The following is a 17,157-nucleotide window of genomic DNA, read 5'->3' as shown; positions in this document are numbered from 1 at the left end:
AAAAGAGAACAAGCCCATGATGTTGAAACCATCCATCGACACCCTGCTGGACAAGGTGCCGTCAAAATACTCCCTCTGTGTCCTCCAGGCCAAGCGTGCCCACGAGTTGGAGGCTGGAGCCAAGCCGACCAAGGACTTCTCGTCCGTCAAATCAACCCTGCGTGCCCTTGAGGAAATTGAGGCAGGCCTGGTGACCATCCACCCAGACCCAGAAGCCAAGCGTGCAGCGGTGCGTGCCCGCATCGAAGCCGAGCGTCTGGCCCGTGAGGAAGAAGAACGCAAAATCAAAGAGCAGATTGCTAAAGAAAAAGAAGAAGGAGAAAAAATCTAAGGTTGTCCCCAATCTTAGGTTTTTTCCTATTTGAACGCCATGAAAGAGATTGCCCACGTTATCGTTGACCTGCCCCTCAAGCAGACCGACAAACCCTTTTCCTATGCGGTGCCCGACCACCTGAGTGACCTGGTTGCCATCGGCTCCCGGGTCCACGTGCCCTTTGGCAGCACCAACCGGCCCTTGCAGGGCTTTGTGGTTGGTTTTGGGGAAATGGCCGAGCAGGAGAGTTTGAAAGCCATTCTGACCGTTTTAGATTTGGAACCTGTCCTCAACCAGGAGCAGCTGGACTTGGCGGATGCCCTGAGACGACAGGTCTTTTCCTACAAGATTAGCCTGCTCAAGGCCATGTTGCCCAGTCTTCTCAACTCTGCCTACGACAAGGTCTTGACCAGTCTGGTTGAGCCAGCTGAGCCAGGCTTGTTTCCGTCAGGAAAAACCAGCATCAGCATGGCTGATTTGACTGCAGAGCAGCAGGTCGTGGCCAGAAACCTCCTCAAGGCTGGTCAGGTTGAGGTGACTTATCTGGCCAAGGACAAGAAGACCATCAAGACCATCAAGACCTACACGGTTGACCTGGTCAAGCTGATTGAGACACCCATTTCTAGCCGAGCCAAGAAACAGCAGGCTCTGGCTGATTTTCTGACCGCCAATCCTCAAGAGGGCCTGCTGGCTGACCTGATGGAGACCTATTCCCGTGAAGTGGTTAAGAAATTTGTGGACTGGGGCATTTTACAGGTTACCGAAGAGGTGGCCAGCCGCAGCCAGGCCTATTTTGACCGAGTTGCAGTTAGCAAGCCCATCCAGCTCAATGCCCAGCAGGCAGCCATTGTTGACCAGGTGACGGCTGTCATGGGGACTGACCATGTGCCCTTTTTGTTAGAAGGCATCACGGGGTCGGGCAAGACGGAAGTTTACCTCCACATCATTGAGGAAGCCTTGAAACAGGGCAAGACGGCCATTGTCTTAGTGCCTGAGATTGCCCTGACCCCCCAGATGACCGAGCGGTTTATTGGCCGCTTCGGCCAGCAGGTGGCCATCATGCACTCGGCCTTATCCGACGGTGAGAAGCTGGATGAGTGGCAGAAAATCCGTTCTGGCTTAGCTAAGGTAGTCGTCGGTGCCCGCTCTGCTATTTTCGCCCCCATGGAAAACATCGGAGCCATCATCATCGACGAGGAGCACGAGGCCACCTACAAGCAGGAGTCCAATCCCCGCTACCACGCCAGGGACGTGGCCCTGCTTCGGGCCAAGAGCCACAAGGCGGTTCTGGTTCTGGGGTCGGCCACCCCGTCCATCGAGTCTCGGGCCAGGGCCAGCAAGGGGGTCTATGAGCTCCTCATGCTGACCCAGCGGGCTAATCCCAAGGCGGTGGTGCCAAGCGTTGAGGTCGTGGACTTTCGGGACCACATCGGCCAGCAGGCGGCCAGCAATTTCACCCCACCTCTGGTCGAGAAAATCCGTGACCGTCTGGCCAAACAAGAGCAGGTGGTTCTGCTCCTCAACCGCAGGGGCTACTCCAGTTTCATGCTCTGTCGGGACTGTTCTCATGTGGACAACTGCGTCAACTGTGACATTTCCCTGACTCTCCACATGACCACTCGGTCCATGAATTGCCACTATTGCGGCTATACCAAGGGGATTCCCAGGGCTTGCCCTAACTGCCAGAGCGACAGCATTGCCTACTATGGCACGGGAACCCAGAAGGCTGCTGAGGAGTTGCAGGCCCTCTTTCCAGAGGCGCGCATTCTCCGCATGGACGTGGACACCACCCGCAAAAAGGGCAGCCACCAGGACCTGCTGGACACCTTCGGTCGGGGGGAGGCGGACATTCTTCTGGGGACTCAGATGATTGCCAAGGGTCTGGACTTTCCCAGGGTGACCTTGGTTGGGGTTCTCAATGCCGATACCTCCCTCCACCTGCCGGATTTCCGGGCCTCCGAGCGGACCTTTCAGCTCCTGACCCAGGTGGCAGGCCGAGCCGGTCGGGCTGACCGACCGGGCGAGGTTATTATTCAGACCTACAACCCTGATCACTACGCCATTAACTTTGCCCAAACCCATGATTACGAGGGCTTTTATGCCTATGAAATGGCTGTGCGTCGCAGCCTGGCCTACCCACCCTACTTTTACACGGTCGCCGTCACCATTTCTCATAAAAATGAGGACGAGGCGGTGCGAGCCAGTTACGATTTCTTGAGCTTGCTCAAATCCCAGCTGTCGCCCCAGGCCAGGTTCTTGGGGCCAACCCCCAAACCCGTTGCCAGAACCCACAACCTCTACCACTACCAGCTCCTGATCAAATTCAAGCGAGAACCCCAGCTGGAAGAGGCCCTCAACCAGATTTTAGAGTTGACCCAGGACAAGGCCAACAAGGACTTGTGGGTCAGCATTGACTATGAACCGCAGCATATTTAGTGGCTTAGCTTATTTTTATCTCGGCGTTAGATCGCTTTGGTGTACCATCAGTACAACTAGCTCGCTTGCGTATTTCAGGACTCGCACCTCCAACAGTCTAATCCCAGACTGTTGGAGCCTGCCTAGATCTAAAAGCAAGCTAAGGCTACTAGCTTGCTTTGGCTAGTTTTGACTAGCCAGACAGACTTTAAACATAAAGGTGCCTAGCTTTGGCTTGCTGTTGTTGGCTTTTTAGGCATTGGTATATTGAGTGGTAAAAATTACTAGAAAATTTTTTAGGAGGAAATGCTTGCAAATAAAGTTAAAATGAGGTAAAATTAAATCGTGAAGGAAGTCCTACTCCGATGTGTGTTCAAGAGTAGTGTTGAAAATATCTTTTTTATAGATTAAGAAGGGAATCTCATGAAATTATGTTCAGTAAATATGTTGAACATGACGTGGATACACACCTTAATACTGCTAGAACTTGTGTTAAGTGATCCAAAAATCTTACCTTCACCAGTCTATGCTGGATAACCACAATCGTACTAGGGTATTTAATACGCCTAGAAACGGATAGTTTGGGTGAGTGGCACCTCATTGTAAAATGATGTCGGTCTCTTGAAAGAGATGAACTATCCTAGTAAATACGACAAAACATAGAAATTGTTGTCTAATGCTTTAGACAACGGTAAAAAGCGTATCTTACTGGGATACGCTTTTTACATATAAAATTTAAGAAAATGAGTTTCTATGGTGATTTCTGATAAACAATTAATGCAAATCAAGGCTATATTTGATGAATATGACACTAATTTCTTAGGAAAAACTTTTGAATATCACTATAGTGGATCTGGGATTAAAAAGGCTAAAAAAACGATATATTTTGGCAAGGAAAACTTTATGCACCTTTGTGGTGTTGAGAGCTACTCTGATAAGCCAGATTTTAAAGCTGCGGAACAATTTTATGATGCTTTAAAAAGTGACAGTATCAATAAAAAACAATGTAGAATATCTAGTTTTATTAATGTGAAGTTACATGTGTTGAATTTGTTGAAATATGTACGAACTACCGATGTTAAGTTTTCACAGAGTGGCCAAACTGCGAGTATAAAATACGATGCTGGAATACAGAAAAAACAGCTATTTTTAACATTTGTTGAATCGGAAAAGGCGACTGAATTGGTACCGTATTCTGTCATTGATTGTTCAGATACTCGTAATGGTGTTTACAAGGCTCCGTATATTGTCACGAAGTTGGTTATTTACCAAAATGGCGAAGAATTAGCTACTCTGATTAATTCAAGAAAGCCGAAAAACACTAAGAAGTCTAAGAAGTCTAAGAAGTCTAAGCAGACTAAAAAGGCAAAAAAAGGAAAGAGTAAATCAATTTAAAGTAATAGCTTACAAATCACTGCCAACTGTTGCGATGATATTACGATGTTTTATTAATGGATTAGAGTTTGTAGATATATTTTATTTGATACTTTGCACGAAACAAGGGACAAGGTTATTGGGTTGCAGATTACATATAGAGGGTTACAAAAATGAGACTATTTTAAAATCAATTAAAGGGGTTAGACTATTTCTTTTATGATTTGTTGGTACAGGAATAGCTATAACTGATAGCAGAGCTAGTTTTCAGCTCTGCTATTTTCCAAAACTAATCAAGCCCTGGTAAGCGACACACAAGGTTGGGTTTGTAGTTGACTCAGTCGTGGACATTTGATAGAATGTAAATACATAATACCTTTACGAAGAGGAGGCGACAATGGCGACACAACCAGTAAATTTTAGAGCAGATTCGGTTTTTTACCAACAAACAAAAGACATTCTGGCGGCTGAGAAATTAACCGTTTCAGATGTTTTGAATGCCGCGCTCCGCAAGATTGCGACTGGTGCTGTGGATGCTAGAGAGTTCGTTTCAAGTGACGTCACTGATCACCAATACCAAGTCGCTTTTGAGGACTTGAAAAGAGAAATCCGATTAGGTCATCAAGACATTATGGAAGGTAAAGTGACTGCACTGTCAGATGTGAGAAAGGCATTTGGACTTGGCTAATCACAAACGTTACCAGGTCTTCCTGACCGATAAAGCAACATCAGATTTACAAGGGATTCATGATTATATTCTGGTCAATTTTTATAGCCAACAGGCTGCAGATGGTAAACTGGATTTAATTCTGACAGGACTTGAAACACTTGAGATTTTTCCTGAAGCTTGCCCATTGGTTTCAAGTAGAGGCTATGGTGAGTTAACCGATGATGGTAAGAGATACCGCTATATGCCTATTGAGAACTACCTTGCCTTCTATTATGTGGAGGGGCATGAGGTTTATGTCTCTCGTGTCCTGAGTTCAAGGCAAGATTGGGCTAGGCTATTCAACAAATGAGTTTTGTGATGGCGCGAAAGAAGATTATGACGTTGGTGTTGTCAAAACTCAATGGGATAGTCGCCTAGCATTTGATGGTGACGATGCTGGAGTTGAATGATTGCCAATAGCAGCTTTTGATTCGTTACTACCGTCCTGATTTCCTATTCTAGTGCTTTTGCCATCAGGAGAGGGATGACACGTTTTTTAGGAGGTTCCGATGCTTCGATTTTTACAAGGAATTGTTCACTGTTTGTTGGCCATTCCCCTGATGCTCTTGTTGATACTGCCTAGTGCGGTCATGGATCAGCCCTGGGGAGCCAATTATAGCTGGCAACAGACGGCTCTGGGCTGTTTGCTTGTTTTGCTGGTGGTTGCGGTGGCCTATTCACTGGCTAAAAAATGGGGATATGTTGGGTTTGGCCGTGACTTTTTCCGCTGGAAGACCTTGATGTTGGTTAGTGGGACCTGGGTTCTGACAGACTTGATTGGTCGTCTAGGTCACTTGTGGTTGGAGGCTCTGGGCAAGTCTGACACCCTTAACAACCAGCTGATTTTGGAAAGGAATGCCAGCCTCCCTCCTATCTTTGTTTGGTTTAGCATGACCCTCCTGCCAGCAGTTTTGGAGGAGGTCATCTGTCGGGGTCTCTTCATGACCAAGCTCTTTGGTCGCAACAGTTGGCCAGCTCTCATCCTATCCAGCTTGCTCTTTGCTGCCCTGCATGGGCCGACCGACCTGCCCAGTTGGCTGATTTATGGCAGCGGCGGTCTGGCCATGGGCTACCTTTACAAGCGGACGGGCAACCTGGCCTATCCTATGGCTCTGCATTTTCTCAACAATGCCCTAGCCACTCTAGATGTTTACTTTTGATGCCTCTATCAACTGAATGGGCTTATTATTAATTCTAAAAAAGAGCAGGTTACTGATATTTTCAGCCCTGCTATTCTTATCTCTCCGAACCTTTCCTTACTGCTGGTGGGCTTTCTGTCTCCAAATATGCTATAATAGAAAGGATAGCAAGGTTTCGACCGAGCGACGATTGAAGAAACACTAGAAAAGAGAAGATATGACCAAATTGATTTTTATGGGGACACCAGCCTTTTCGGCCACGGTGCTCCAGGGCCTCTTGGCTGACGCTAGATACGAGATTGTGGCGGTGGTGACCCAGCCTGACCGGGCGGTGGGCCGCAAGCGGGAGCTCAAACCGACCCCTGTTAAGGAGGTGGCACTTGCCCACCAGCTCCCTGTTTACCAGCCTGAGAAACTGAGCGGCAGTCAGGAGCTGGCTGACCTCATGGCTCTGGGGGCTGACGGCATCATCACGGCCGCCTTTGGCCAGTTCCTGCCGGTGAGTTTGCTGAACAGCGTCAGCTTTGCCCTCAACGTCCATGCCTCCCTCCTGCCCAAGTACCGCGGCGGGGCGCCCATCCACTACGCCCTCATCAACGGCGACGAGGAAGTCGGCGTCACCATCATGGAGATGGTCAAGGAGATGGATGCGGGCGACATGGTCTCCCAGAAGGCCATCCCTATCCTTGATAGCGACAACGTCGGCACCCTTTTTGGGAAAATGGCAGAGCTGGGACGGGATTTGCTTCTGGCCATCCTGCCTGACTACCTAGCAGGTGCCATCACCCCAACCCCTCAGGACCCAAGTTTGGTAACCTTCTCACCCAACATCAAACCAGAAGAAGAAATCATTGACTGGACCCTGACCAACCGCCAGGTCTTCAACAAGGTTCGGGGGCTCAACCCCTTCCCTGTTGCCCACACCTTTTTGGCAGGCGACCGCTTCAAACTCTATGAGGTTGAGCCTGTTGACGGTCAAGGTCAGCCTGGTCAGATTATCGCCAAAACCAAGAAAGCTCTGGTCGTGGCGACGGGTCAGGGAGCCCTTAGCCTCCTGACCGTCCAGCCAGCTGGCAAGCCCAAGATGACCGTGGCGGACTTCCTTAACGGGGCAGGTCGTGACCTGCAGGTAGGTGATTATTTTGGCTAAGAACTGGAAACAAACAGCCAGGGGGCTAGCCTTAGCCATTCTCGAAGACGTCTTTGACAATGAGGCTTACAGCAATGTCTCCCTCAACCGCCACTTGACCGCCAGCCAGCTGTCACCAGCCGATAAGGGCCTGGTCACCGAGCTGGTTTACGGGACAGTCGCCCGCAAGATGACCCTGGAATGGTACCTGTCTCACGTCATTGCAGACCGAGACCAGCTGGACAAGTGGGTCTATTACCTGCTCATGCTCAGCCTCTACCAGCAGGTCTATCTGGATAAAATCCCCGACCATGCCCTGGTCAACGGGGCGGTCGAATTGGCCAAGAGCCGCCAGACCAAACCAGGGGCTGACCAGCTGGTCAATGCTGTTCTCAGACGGCTTCAGCGAGAAGGCCTGCCTGATGTGACCAGCATCAAGCGGGTCAACAAACGCTACTCGATTCAATACAGCCTGCCGGTTTGGCTGGTTAAGAAGCTGATTGATCAGTACGGTGAGGAGCGGGCGGTGGCCATTTTTGAGAGCCTCTATATCCGTAATAAGGCCAGTATCCGAGTGGCTGACCCTAGCCAGTTGGAGCGAATCGCAGAGGAACCAGGGGCAGAGCGGTCTTTGCTGTCGCCAGTTGGGTTGACTAAGCCCAGTGGGCATTTTGCAGCGACTGAGGATTTTGCTAAGGGGCTGATCACCATTCAGGACGAGACCAGCCAGCTGGTGGCACCAACCCTGGACTTGCAGGGGGAGGAGCGGGTTTTAGATGCCTGTGCAGCCCCTGGTGGTAAGACTGTCCATATGGCTTCTTACTTGACATCAGGAACTGTGACGGCCCTGGACCTCTATGACCACAAACTAGCCCTGATTGCGGACAATGCTGAGCGTTTAGGGGTTGCGGATCGTGTCAAACCTTTGAAACTGGACGCGACAGCGGTGCACCGCCATTTTCCCAAAGACAGCTTTGACAAAATCTTGGTGGACGCGCCTTGTTCGGGTATCGGGCTGATCCGCCGCAAGCCAGACCTCAAATACCGCAAGGATAGCCAGGATTTTGCCAGTTTGCAGGCCTTGCAGCTGAAAATCCTATCTAGTGTTTGTCAAACCCTAGTGGTTGGTGGTATAATAACTTATAGCACTTGCACCATTGTGGCTGAGGAGAACCAGGAAGTGGTTGCCCAGTTTTTGGCCAGCCATCCTGAGTTTGAACAGGTGGCTTTGAGTCATGAGCAGGCGGAGATTGTCCAAGAGGGCTGTTTGGCCATTACGCCAGAGCAGTTTGGAACGGATGGGTTCTTCATCGCTCAGCTGAGACGGGTGCGTTAGCTGGCGGTTAATCGCCAAGAAAGGAGTCTGACCAAGTCAGAAGACACTATGAAAATTGCATTAAAAACAGATATTGGCCGTAAGCGGTCAAATAACCAAGACAACATCAATAAGTTTTCGAACAAGTCTGGTCAGGTTTTGATTGTTTTAGCTGACGGGATGGGCGGCCATAAGGCTGGTCATATTGCCAGCGAATTGACGGTGACCGACTTGGGTAGGGAATGGGTCAAAACGGACTTTACTGAAGGGGATTGGGAGCCAATTCGGAACTGGCTTTTGGAGACCATTGAAGCGGAAAGCAAAAAGATTTATGCGATGGGTCAAGAAGAAGATTACCACGGCATGGGAACAACTGTTGAGGCGGTGGCCTTGGTTGGGAATTATGCCATCTTTGCCCATGTTGGGGACTCTCGGGTAGGCCTGTATCGGGACGGCCGTTACCAACTCTTGACCAGCGATCATTCTTTGGTTAATGCCTTGGTCAAGGCTGGTCAGTTGACGGAGGAAGAGGCAGCTACCCACCCTCAACGCAACTTCATTATTCAGTCTATCGGTCAAGAAAATCCTCTGGTTATTGATGTGGCCATCGAGGAGCTCTTCCCAGGAGACTACCTCTTGGTTAACAGCGATGGCCTGACCAATATGGTTACCACAGAAATCATTGAGCGGCTCTTGTCAGATGACCTCAGTTTGAATGAAAAAGCGGACTATTTGATTGGTGAAGCCAACCTTGCAGGAGGATTAGATAACATCACTTTGGCACTTGTTCATGTGACTAAGGAGGGCTAGCCATGGTGCAAGTTGGTAAATTATTTGCCGGTCGTTATCGGATTTTGAAATCCATTGGACGGGGCGGTATGGCAGACGTTTACCTGGCTCAAGACTTGATTTTGGATAGTCAACAGGTGGCTGTCAAGGTGCTTCGGACCAATTACCAGACCGATCAAGTGGCTGTGGATCGTTTTCAACGGGAAGCTCGGGCCATGTCTGATCTCAGTCACCCTAATATCGTGGCCATCCATGACATCGGGGAGGAAGACGGTCAGCAATTTATCGTCATGGAGTATGTGGACGGTTACGACCTCAAACAGTACATCAAGGAACACCATCCTCTGTCTAATGCTGAAGTGGTTCGGATTATGGGCGAGATTTTATCAGCCATGACCTTGGCTCACCAGCAGGGGATTGTCCACAGGGACCTCAAGCCGCAAAATGTCCTCTTAACCAAAGAGGGGACAGCTAAGGTAACGGATTTTGGTATTGCAGTTGCCTTTGCAGAGACCAGTTTGACCCAGACCAACTCCATGCTAGGGTCTGTTCATTACCTCTCTCCTGAACAGGCAAGGGGGTCAAAAGCCACGGTTCAAAGTGATATTTACGCCATGGGGATTATCCTCTTTGAGATGTTGACAGGTCATGTGCCTTATGACGGGGACAGTGCGGTGACCATTGCCCTGCAACATTTTCAAGAGCCCTTGCCATCAATTTTGTTGGAAAATCCAAGGGTACCCCAGGCTTTGGAAAACGTGGTTTTACGAGCGACTGCCAAAAAATTGACGGATCGCTACCTCTCAACCTTTCAGATGAGACGGGATTTGAGCACGGTGCTTAATCCTAGCCGACAAGGTGAGCGTCGTCTCCTGATGGAAGAAGCCCAGGAAACCAAGGTTTTGCCGCAACTGCCAGAACGGCCTAAACACCCGAGCCAAACGAGGAAGTTGAAACCTTCTCCAAGCCAAAACACCAAGCCCTTCATTGCTCAGGACGCTCCTTTTGACGCTTTGCCTGAGGAACCTGTCTTGCCTAAGTTGCTTAAACCGAGACGTCGCGGTCGTTTTCTATCCATTTTATTGAAAATTGCTGCAGCGGTTGCCGTCTTTCTCTTAGCTGTTTTTGCCTACTTGATTTTATCAACCCCACGTTTGGTGACTGTACCTGACTTGGCGGGGAGCTCTGCTGAAGCTGCTCAAACGAGTTTGACAGCGGCTGGCTTTACTCTGGGCCAAGTTTATGAGATTGACAGCGATAGCCATGACCAGGGTCAGGTTGTTAAAACGGTGCCGAGTGCAGGTAGTAGCCGCCGTAAGGGGTCAAAAATTAACCTTTATGTGGCGAAGGCGAAGTCAGTGATTGTGTTGGAAGATTACATTGGTTTAGATTATCCAAGAGCCTTGGAAAGTTTGACCAAACTGTATGGGGTTGATGTCCAGGACATCGAGGTGCGTGAGATTGAGAGTTATGAGGACCAACCAGGTACCATCTTGAATCAGACCCCGATACCTGGCAGTCAGTTTGAACTGGGGAAAGGTCACAAAATTATTTTTGATGTGGCCGTGAGCAATTACGTGACCATGCCTGATTTAATTGGCCATACGGTTGATCAGACCAGAAGCCTTTTAACTGGCTTGGGAATTCCAGCCAACAAGATTCATTTCTACCTTCCAACTGAAGAGGGTTATGTGGAGGTGAAGGGGCCCCAGGGAACAGCTACTGTGGTCGCTCAAGAGCCTTATTATGGGTTTACTGTTAGCTTGGCAGAGCTGGATGGATTGACTCTCTATTTGCAAGGTTCAGCTACTGATCCATCATCGTCCAGCAGTTCGAACAGTCAGCACACAAGTCGCCCATCAACGACTACGGAAACGGGGACATCCACGTCATCCAGTTCGTCAAGCGAAGCAACGACCCCTGAGGCGGAAGCAGCTCCAATTCCTGAGACAGAGACTAGCGCTGATTCAGAAACCTCTGAATAAAGCTCGTCACCTCTATTAACCATAGTTTTTGCCCTAAGGCTAGGACGACAGTCCTGGCCTTTTTTACGGTTGAAACGTGACAGCTAGGGTAAAATTTGTTATAGTGGTAAAAACGGCTCTAGGGAGGTCCTGTGAGAAAATTTCAGTTGTTTTTATTGGTGGAGGCGGTTCTCTTGGCCCTGGCCTTGATGACCATTTTAGCCAATAATCTGTATAGTTTTTTACTGATTTTGGTGGTTATGCTCTTGACCCTACGTTACTATAATCAGGGCAGTCGGAGCAATTTTTTGCTGACGGCAGGTTTACTCTTGCTTTTTTTGGTGGTCATGCTCAATCCCTTTGTCATCCTGGCGGTGCTTCTGGGACTGGTTTACACGGTCATCAACTACTTTGCCCAGGTCAAAACCAAGAACCGTCACGCCCTGATCCAATTCAAGGAGGAGGACTTGCAAGTCTCTCCTAAACCCAACCAATGGGTGGGGGACAACCAGCCTCTCTTGACCGATTCTTATGCCTTTGATGACGTCAACATCATTCGCCTGAGTGGAACAGATACCATTGATTTGGACCGAGTGATTGTGGCGGGGTGCGATAATCTCATTGTTATTCGAAAGCTTTACGGCCCGACCACTATTCGAGTGCCTATTGATGTGGCCATCAGCCTTAATGTGAGTGCCATCTACGGCTCCATCCGTTTCTTGGACGGGGCCGAATACGACCTCCGCAACGAGGCCTTGAAATTGCAGGAAGACTGCTACCACAAGGCTAATCGGTCGGTCAAGATGATGATTAACATCATTGCTGGTAAGGTGGAGGTGATTCGCCGATGAAACGACAAACGGTACTGCTCATGTTGCTCTATGCTGTTATCATTATTTCAGCGGTGGCCTATGTTGTCTTGACCAGCTTTGGCCTGGCCCTGGTGGATATCATGGCAAATCCCTTTGGTGTGTGGCGACTGCTGTTTTCGGTGGCGTCCCTCAGTGTTTCTTTGACCCTGCTCTTTCTCATGGTTTGGTACTGGTCGGATGAGGTGGCCAAACGCCACCTCAACAAGAACCTCAAACGGATGCTGGCTAATAAGACCATCTCTAAACAGCCCAACACGGAGTTGGGGGCCAATATCAGCCTTTTGTCTAAGAAACTCCAGCACCTGACCGCCAGCCTGCAAAAGACAGAAAATGCCTACATCCAGAATGGCCAGGAAATCGTTCAGGGAGAACGCAAACGGATTGCCCGTGACCTGCACGACACGGTCAGTCAGGAACTCTTTGCAGCCACCATGATGGTTTCAGGCCTGTCCCAGACCATGGCTTATTTGGACAAGGAGCAAGTGACCCAACAACTGGTCACCTTAGAAGGGATCCTCCAGCAGGCTCAAAAGGACCTGCGGATTCTGCTTTTGCACCTGCGGCCGACCGAGTTGGAGGGCCGCACCCTATCTGAAGGCTTTGCCATGATTTTGACCGAACTCAGGGACAAGAGTGACATTGCCGTCAGCTATCAGGAAGATATCCAGGGGCTGCCCAAGCTGATTGAGGACAACCTCTTTCGGATTGCCCAGGAGTTTATCAGCAACACCCTCAAGCACGCCAAGGCCAGCCAGCTGGACGTTTACCTGGTGCAAACTGACAATCAGGTCCAGCTCAAGATGGTGGACAATGGCCAGGGCTTTGCGGTGGATGAGGCCAGGAGCCTGAGCTATGGTCTGAAAAATATCGAGGACCGGGTGGAAGACATGGCGGGAACCGTCCGCTTTCTCAGTGCCAAGGGCAAGGGGGTGTCCATGGACATTCGCATACCGATTATGGAGGAAAAAACAGATGGAAACGATTAAGGTGCTTTTGGTGGATGACCACGAGATGGTTCGCTTGGGGCTTAGCAGCTTCCTGCGGGTTCAGCCCGACATCGAGGTGGTGGGCGAGGCCAGCAACGGGCGAGAGGGCGTTGATTTGGCCCTGTCCCTGCGACCGGATGTAGTGGTCATGGACCTGGTTATGCCTCAGATGGACGGGGTTGAGGCGACTTTGGCTTTGTTAAATAGCTGGGCAGAGGTCAAGATTTTGGTCTTGACATCTTATCTGGATAACGAGAAGATTTACCCCGTTATTCAGGCTGGTGCCAAGGGCTACATGCTCAAGACCTCTAGTGCAGCCGAGATTCTCAATGCCATCAAGAAGGTGGCCAAGGGTGAGCTGGCTATCCAGACCGAGGTGGACAGGAAGTTCCAGAACCACAAAAACAGCCCCCACCTGCATGAGGACCTGACCGCCCGAGAGCGGGATATCCTGGCCCTCTTGGCCAAGGGCTACGACAATCAGACCATTGCAGACTTGTCCTACATTTCCCTCAAGACGGTCAAAACCCATGTGTCCAACATCCTGGCCAAGCTCAATGTGGCTGACCGAACCCAAGCAGTTGTCTATGCCTTCCAACATGGCCTGGTTGAACGCGATACCTAGGGTTCAGAAAAAGGCTTGTCTTCAAGCCCATAAAGGCAACCAAAGATAAAACATAAAAGGCTGAGGCACTTGTCTCAGCTTTTTTTATCTTGAAAAGGAGGTCAGACGGACCTTCAGTCAGATTGAATAAAACCAGCTGGGCGGTCCAAGGTTTAAAAGGTCATATTTCCGATGATGCCCTCCCTGGTCAGAATCTTGAAGGTCTGATTGCTGAGAGGTTTGATTAGGTTAGCCACCTGCTCAGGAAGTTTGGCCTGGTAGCGGTGCTCCAGACTGCTAATCTCGTGCCAAAGCTCATTAAGCTCGCCAGCCATAGCCAGGTCGGATTGGTCTTTTTGTGCCAAGCGGCGGTGGCAGTTCTCGACTTCTTGCTTGACGGCCGCTGTTAGCGGGCTTTTGGGCGTCGCCAATAGCTGAGCCTAGATGACTTGCAAGTCTTCTAAGGGTTTTGTCTTATCCAGAAAACACCTCCGTGCTGTGGAATTGACTATATTATACAACTTTTTTTCAGAGAAGCAAGCAAAAACCCGCTTTCGAGCGGGTTGGATTTTTGAAGAGTAGGAGGGAATCAACAGAGTTTATTTCTGAAAATTTCAGAAAAACACAGCAGTACAAACCTCCTCCGTCTCTTGCCCCTAGTTAAGGTAGTCCAGGTAATCGTATTGCTCAAAGAGGCGGGTGTCGGCGATGGCCACGATGACCGTTCCCTGGGTCAAGGCCTGATTGGGGTCGATACTGGTTTGCAAGGGTGTCTTGGCTTGGGTCCGCAGACCGATGACGTTCATCTGGAAGGTCTGGCGGAGGTTGAGGGTCACGATGGACTTGCCGACCCAGCTGTCTGGAATGGCGAACTCAATCAAGGAAATGCCATCCTCAAAGTGGAAAATCCCTTGGATTTTGTGGCGTAAAATCTTGGACACCAGGTGTTTGGCGGTTTCTCGCTCAGGGGACACCACCAAATCAGCCCCGATACCATAGAGAACTTCCTCATAGGCTTGGCTCTTGGCCTTGGCCACAATATAGCCGATGCCCAGCTTTTTACAGTTCATGACCGCCAGAGCCGCACTCTCTAGGTCCGTCCCCGTAGCGACGATGGCGGTGTCACATTGGTCAATACCCAAGGACCTCAGAAAAGCAATGTTGGTGATGTCCCCGATGGCCGCCTTGCTGACCAAATCAGCCACAGCAGCGATGTGCCGCTCATCATGGTCAGCGACGATGACATCCTGGTCAAACTGGGTGAGCTCCCGTGCGATGGTCCGTCCAAAAACGCCCAGGCCGAGAACCGCGATGGTTTTTCGTGTCATAAGTCTTCCTTTTCTTTTGGGAAATAGCAGAGCTGTTAACCAATCAAAATACTGGTTTCAGCATAGTGGAGGTCTTGTTCCTGTTTTTGCCAGAGGCTCATCAACACCGTGATCGGCCCGACCCGGCCCACAAACATCAAAAACATGATGATGGCCTGGCCCAGTCGGCTGAGGTCTGGGGTCAAATCCATGGACACTCCAACCGTGGCGATGGCACTAACCGACTCAAAGAAGAGGGCCAGTGGATTGAGCTTGGGTTCGGCCACCAGAAGCATCAAGTAGCTGCTAATCAAGACCATGGCATAAAAGACCAGAACGGTCAGGGTCTGCCGAAAGATTTTTTCAGGGATGGTCCGATGGGCAAAACTGATGTGGCGGTGACCAGAAAATTCCGCCCGAACCAGCAAAAAGAGCAGGGCCAGGACACTGATTTTGATGCCACCAGCCGTGCCACCAGGAGCACCGCCGACCAGCATTTGCAGCATGTAGAGGATGTTGGTGGCCAGGTTGGCTTGGCCATAGCTAATGGTCGCGAAACCAGCCGTTCGCATGGTCACGGTCTGGAAAAAGCTGACCAGAACCTTGTCCCCAATAGCCAGGTTGCCGATGGTGTCAGGGTTTTGCCACTCGGTCACCAGACTGGTCAGGCTGCCGCCAATCAGGAGCAGGGCTGAGGTCAGTAACATGAGCTTGCTATGAGGGGTCAGTTTTTGGAAAAAGCGGTTGATGGTCAGGCGTTTGGGCTGACTGATTTGCTTGAGCCCTCGTAAGACATCCAGCCAGACCACAAAGCCGATGCCACCTGATAAAATCAGGCCTGCGATGACCAGGTTAATCAGGGGATTGGTGGCGTAGTCCATGAGGCTGTTGCCGCCCAGATTGTCAAAACCAGCGTTGCAAAAGGCAGAAATGGCTAGGAAAATACTGTGGCCCAGCCCCTTGAAAAAGCCAAAGCGAGGGACAAAATCCAGGGACAAGAGCAAGGCACCGATGGCCTCGATGGTCAGGGTCAGCTTGTAAATGGAAAATAGGTAGCCTTTGAGGTCAGAACTGCTGTCTCGACCAAGGGCTGATTTGAGGAGTTCCTGGTCTTGGAAGGCCAGTTTCTTTTTCAGGCTATAATAGCTGATGGCTAGTAAACTGACCAGCCCCAGGCCACCGATTTGCATGAGGAGCAGGCAGATGACCTGGCCCCAAGTGTTGTAGACGGAGGCGACTGGAAAGACAGAGAGGCCCGTCACGCAGACCATGGACACGGTCTGAAAGAGGTGGTCCAGGTAGCTGGTGGCAGGTGCGGTTGGCAGGTGAAAGATGGGCAGGCTGAGCAAGCCACTACCGATCAGGATGGTGACCAGAAAGCTCAGCGACAGGCGTTGGGCGATGGAAAGTTTGGAAAATCTTATCATAGGGGTTTCTTGTTGGGCAGGCCAGCTTTTCTAGGGTACTTGTTTGGGGTTTCCTTTTTCTTGGTCACCAGGGTCAGGTTACGAGGGTCGCCGTTGGGCAAGAGGTAGTCCTGACTGAGGGTGATTTGGGAGAAGAGGAGCTTGAGGGCGTTCTGGGCAGCCTCATTTTCTTCCTGGGCGGAACTTGCTTTGAGGGCAATCAGCTTGCCGTCAATTTTGAGGAAGGGGATGGTCAACTCAGATAGGACCTGCATACGGGCGACAGCCCTGGCGGTTACGATGTCAAAAGCCCCACGAAAGGTCTTATCCTGAGCCAGGTCTTCCGCTCTGCCATGATAAAAGGCAACACCAGTCAGGCCCAGTTCCTCGGCCAAGAGGGTCAAAAAGCTAATCCGCTTGTTGAGGGAGTCGATGATGGTGACGTCCAGCTCAGGGCAGAGGATTTTCATGGGCAGGCTAGGAAAGCCGGCGCCGGCACCGATGTCCAGGAGTTTGACAGAGCTATTGCTGATGTGGCCCTGAAGGACGGGGGCTAGGCTGTCGTAGAAGTGCTTGAGGTAGACCTCGGTTTCTTCAGTGATAGCCGTCAGGTTAATTTTCTCGTTCCACTCGACCAGGAGCTCAAAGTAGCGGGCAAACTGGGCCTTTTGCTGGTCGGTCAGGGCAAAACCGTCTGCGGCCAGGCGATCGTAAAAATCTTGTGGGGTCATGGCAACCTCTTTTCTCTTTATTGCTTCTATTTTACCACAAGTGGGCCATTTTTGGTAAAATAGGGATAGGAAGTGTGATGGATAGTAGAAGAGACTGTTGGTTT

At 50.3% G+C, this 17,157-nt stretch carries 17 protein-coding genes; 13 read left to right on the top strand and 4 right to left on the bottom strand.

Annotated features, from left to right (window positions below; all coding sequences use genetic code 11):
• Positions 1-16 precede the first annotated feature (16 nt).
• The 13 genes from rpoZ to AC3ARB_RS08605 all read left to right on the top strand — a co-directional run bounded on the left by rpoZ (position 17) and on the right by AC3ARB_RS08605 (position 13,630).
• Positions 17-331 carry a DNA-directed RNA polymerase subunit omega gene (gene rpoZ / locus AC3ARB_RS08665; RefSeq protein ID WP_488320171.1) on the top strand — a complete coding sequence of 105 codons (315 nt, stop codon included), beginning with the start codon at positions 17-19 and terminating at the stop codon, positions 329-331.
• Positions 332-370: 39 nt separating this feature from the next.
• Entirely contained in the window at positions 371-2,749 is a 2,379-nt protein-coding gene (locus AC3ARB_RS08660; protein ID WP_488320170.1) for a primosomal protein N', read from the top strand.
• A gap of 732 nt (positions 2,750-3,481) precedes the next feature.
• Entirely contained in the window at positions 3,482-4,123 is a 642-nt protein-coding gene (locus AC3ARB_RS08655; RefSeq protein ID WP_488320169.1) for a PBECR4 domain-containing protein, read from the top strand.
• A 376-nt stretch (positions 4,124-4,499) separates the two neighbouring features.
• A complete protein-coding gene (locus AC3ARB_RS08650) occupies positions 4,500-4,790 on the top strand; it encodes an antitoxin (RefSeq protein WP_488320168.1) in 291 nt (96 codons plus the stop codon).
• Positions 4,783-5,121 (top strand): type II toxin-antitoxin system RelE/ParE family toxin, encoded by a 339-nt coding sequence (locus AC3ARB_RS08645; RefSeq protein ID WP_488320167.1) that lies wholly within the window; start codon positions 4,783-4,785, stop codon positions 5,119-5,121. The genes AC3ARB_RS08650 and AC3ARB_RS08645 overlap by 8 nt, the downstream gene beginning before the upstream one ends.
• A gap of 199 nt (positions 5,122-5,320) precedes the next feature.
• Positions 5,321-5,971 (top strand): CPBP family intramembrane glutamic endopeptidase, encoded by a 651-nt coding sequence (locus tag AC3ARB_RS08640; RefSeq protein WP_488320166.1) that lies wholly within the window; start codon positions 5,321-5,323, stop codon positions 5,969-5,971.
• 196 nt (positions 5,972-6,167) lie between these two features.
• Positions 6,168-7,100 carry a methionyl-tRNA formyltransferase gene (gene fmt, locus AC3ARB_RS08635; protein WP_488320165.1) on the top strand — a complete coding sequence of 311 codons (933 nt, stop codon included), beginning with the start codon at positions 6,168-6,170 and terminating at the stop codon, positions 7,098-7,100.
• Positions 7,093-8,415 (top strand): 16S rRNA (cytosine(967)-C(5))-methyltransferase RsmB, encoded by a 1,323-nt coding sequence (rsmB, locus tag AC3ARB_RS08630; protein WP_488320164.1) that lies wholly within the window; start codon positions 7,093-7,095, stop codon positions 8,413-8,415. The genes fmt and rsmB overlap by 8 nt, the downstream gene beginning before the upstream one ends.
• A gap of 48 nt (positions 8,416-8,463) precedes the next feature.
• The gene (locus AC3ARB_RS08625; RefSeq protein WP_488320163.1) at positions 8,464-9,204 is read left to right on the top strand and encodes a Stp1/IreP family PP2C-type Ser/Thr phosphatase; all 741 of its coding nucleotides are present in this window, start codon (positions 8,464-8,466) and stop codon (positions 9,202-9,204) included.
• A gap of 2 nt (positions 9,205-9,206) precedes the next feature.
• A complete protein-coding gene (gene pknB / locus AC3ARB_RS08620) occupies positions 9,207-11,168 on the top strand; it encodes a Stk1 family PASTA domain-containing Ser/Thr kinase (RefSeq protein WP_488320162.1) in 1,962 nt (653 codons plus the stop codon).
• A 131-nt stretch (positions 11,169-11,299) separates the two neighbouring features.
• The gene (liaF, locus tag AC3ARB_RS08615) at positions 11,300-11,998 is read left to right on the top strand and encodes a cell wall-active antibiotics response protein LiaF (RefSeq protein WP_488320161.1); all 699 of its coding nucleotides are present in this window, start codon (positions 11,300-11,302) and stop codon (positions 11,996-11,998) included.
• Entirely contained in the window at positions 11,995-13,005 is a 1,011-nt protein-coding gene (locus tag AC3ARB_RS08610) for an envelope stress sensor histidine kinase LiaS (RefSeq protein WP_488320160.1), read from the top strand. Before liaF ends, AC3ARB_RS08610 begins: the two co-directional genes overlap by 4 nt.
• Positions 12,992-13,630, top strand: coding sequence for a response regulator transcription factor (locus tag AC3ARB_RS08605; protein ID WP_488320159.1), 639 nt, complete (start codon positions 12,992-12,994; stop codon positions 13,628-13,630). Before AC3ARB_RS08610 ends, AC3ARB_RS08605 begins: the two co-directional genes overlap by 14 nt.
• A gap of 152 nt (positions 13,631-13,782) precedes the next feature.
• Here AC3ARB_RS08605 and AC3ARB_RS08600 read toward each other — a convergent pair whose 3' ends face one another.
• The 4 genes from AC3ARB_RS08600 to rsmG all read right to left on the bottom strand — a co-directional run bounded on the left by AC3ARB_RS08600 (position 13,783) and on the right by rsmG (position 17,053).
• Positions 13,783-14,040, bottom strand: a complete 258-nt coding sequence (locus AC3ARB_RS08600) for a hypothetical protein (RefSeq protein ID WP_488320158.1) — start codon at positions 14,038-14,040, stop codon at positions 13,783-13,785.
• Positions 14,041-14,265: 225 nt separating this feature from the next.
• Positions 14,266-14,937: a potassium channel family protein gene (locus tag AC3ARB_RS08595; RefSeq protein ID WP_488320157.1), complete on the bottom strand. Its 672-nt coding sequence runs from the start codon at positions 14,935-14,937 to the stop codon at positions 14,266-14,268.
• Positions 14,938-14,972: 35 nt separating this feature from the next.
• A complete protein-coding gene (locus tag AC3ARB_RS08590) occupies positions 14,973-16,343 on the bottom strand; it encodes a TrkH family potassium uptake protein (protein ID WP_488320156.1) in 1,371 nt (456 codons plus the stop codon).
• On the bottom strand, positions 16,340-17,053 hold the full coding sequence (gene rsmG, locus AC3ARB_RS08585) for a 16S rRNA (guanine(527)-N(7))-methyltransferase RsmG (protein WP_488320155.1): 714 nt from the start codon (positions 17,051-17,053) through the stop codon (positions 16,340-16,342). Before rsmG ends, AC3ARB_RS08590 begins: the two co-directional genes overlap by 4 nt.
• Positions 17,054-17,157: the final 104 nt, after the last annotated feature.

The sequence above is a fragment of the Streptococcus sp. ZY171113 genome, from assembly GCF_057748235.1.
This window is presented reverse-complemented; position numbering and strand designations above follow the sequence as displayed.

Coding starts and splice junctions, on each gene's coding strand:
- rpoZ (WP_488320171.1), top strand. CDS start 17: ATGATGTTGAAACCATCCATCGACACCCTGCTGGACAAGGTGCCGTCA.
- AC3ARB_RS08660 (WP_488320170.1), top strand. CDS start 371: ATGAAAGAGATTGCCCACGTTATCGTTGACCTGCCCCTCAAGCAGACC.
- AC3ARB_RS08655 (WP_488320169.1), top strand. CDS start 3,482: ATGGTGATTTCTGATAAACAATTAATGCAAATCAAGGCTATATTTGAT.
- AC3ARB_RS08650 (WP_488320168.1), top strand. CDS start 4,500: ATGGCGACACAACCAGTAAATTTTAGAGCAGATTCGGTTTTTTACCAA.
- AC3ARB_RS08640 (WP_488320166.1), top strand. CDS start 5,321: ATGCTTCGATTTTTACAAGGAATTGTTCACTGTTTGTTGGCCATTCCC.
- fmt (WP_488320165.1), top strand. CDS start 6,168: ATGACCAAATTGATTTTTATGGGGACACCAGCCTTTTCGGCCACGGTG.
- AC3ARB_RS08625 (WP_488320163.1), top strand. CDS start 8,464: ATGAAAATTGCATTAAAAACAGATATTGGCCGTAAGCGGTCAAATAAC.
- pknB (WP_488320162.1), top strand. CDS start 9,207: ATGGTGCAAGTTGGTAAATTATTTGCCGGTCGTTATCGGATTTTGAAA.
- AC3ARB_RS08610 (WP_488320160.1), top strand. CDS start 11,995: ATGAAACGACAAACGGTACTGCTCATGTTGCTCTATGCTGTTATCATT.
- AC3ARB_RS08605 (WP_488320159.1), top strand. CDS start 12,992: ATGGAAACGATTAAGGTGCTTTTGGTGGATGACCACGAGATGGTTCGC.
- AC3ARB_RS08595 (WP_488320157.1), bottom strand. CDS start 14,937: ATGACACGAAAAACCATCGCGGTTCTCGGCCTGGGCGTTTTTGGACGG.
- AC3ARB_RS08590 (WP_488320156.1), bottom strand. CDS start 16,343: ATGATAAGATTTTCCAAACTTTCCATCGCCCAACGCCTGTCGCTGAGC.
- rsmG (WP_488320155.1), bottom strand. CDS start 17,053: ATGACCCCACAAGATTTTTACGATCGCCTGGCCGCAGACGGTTTTGCC.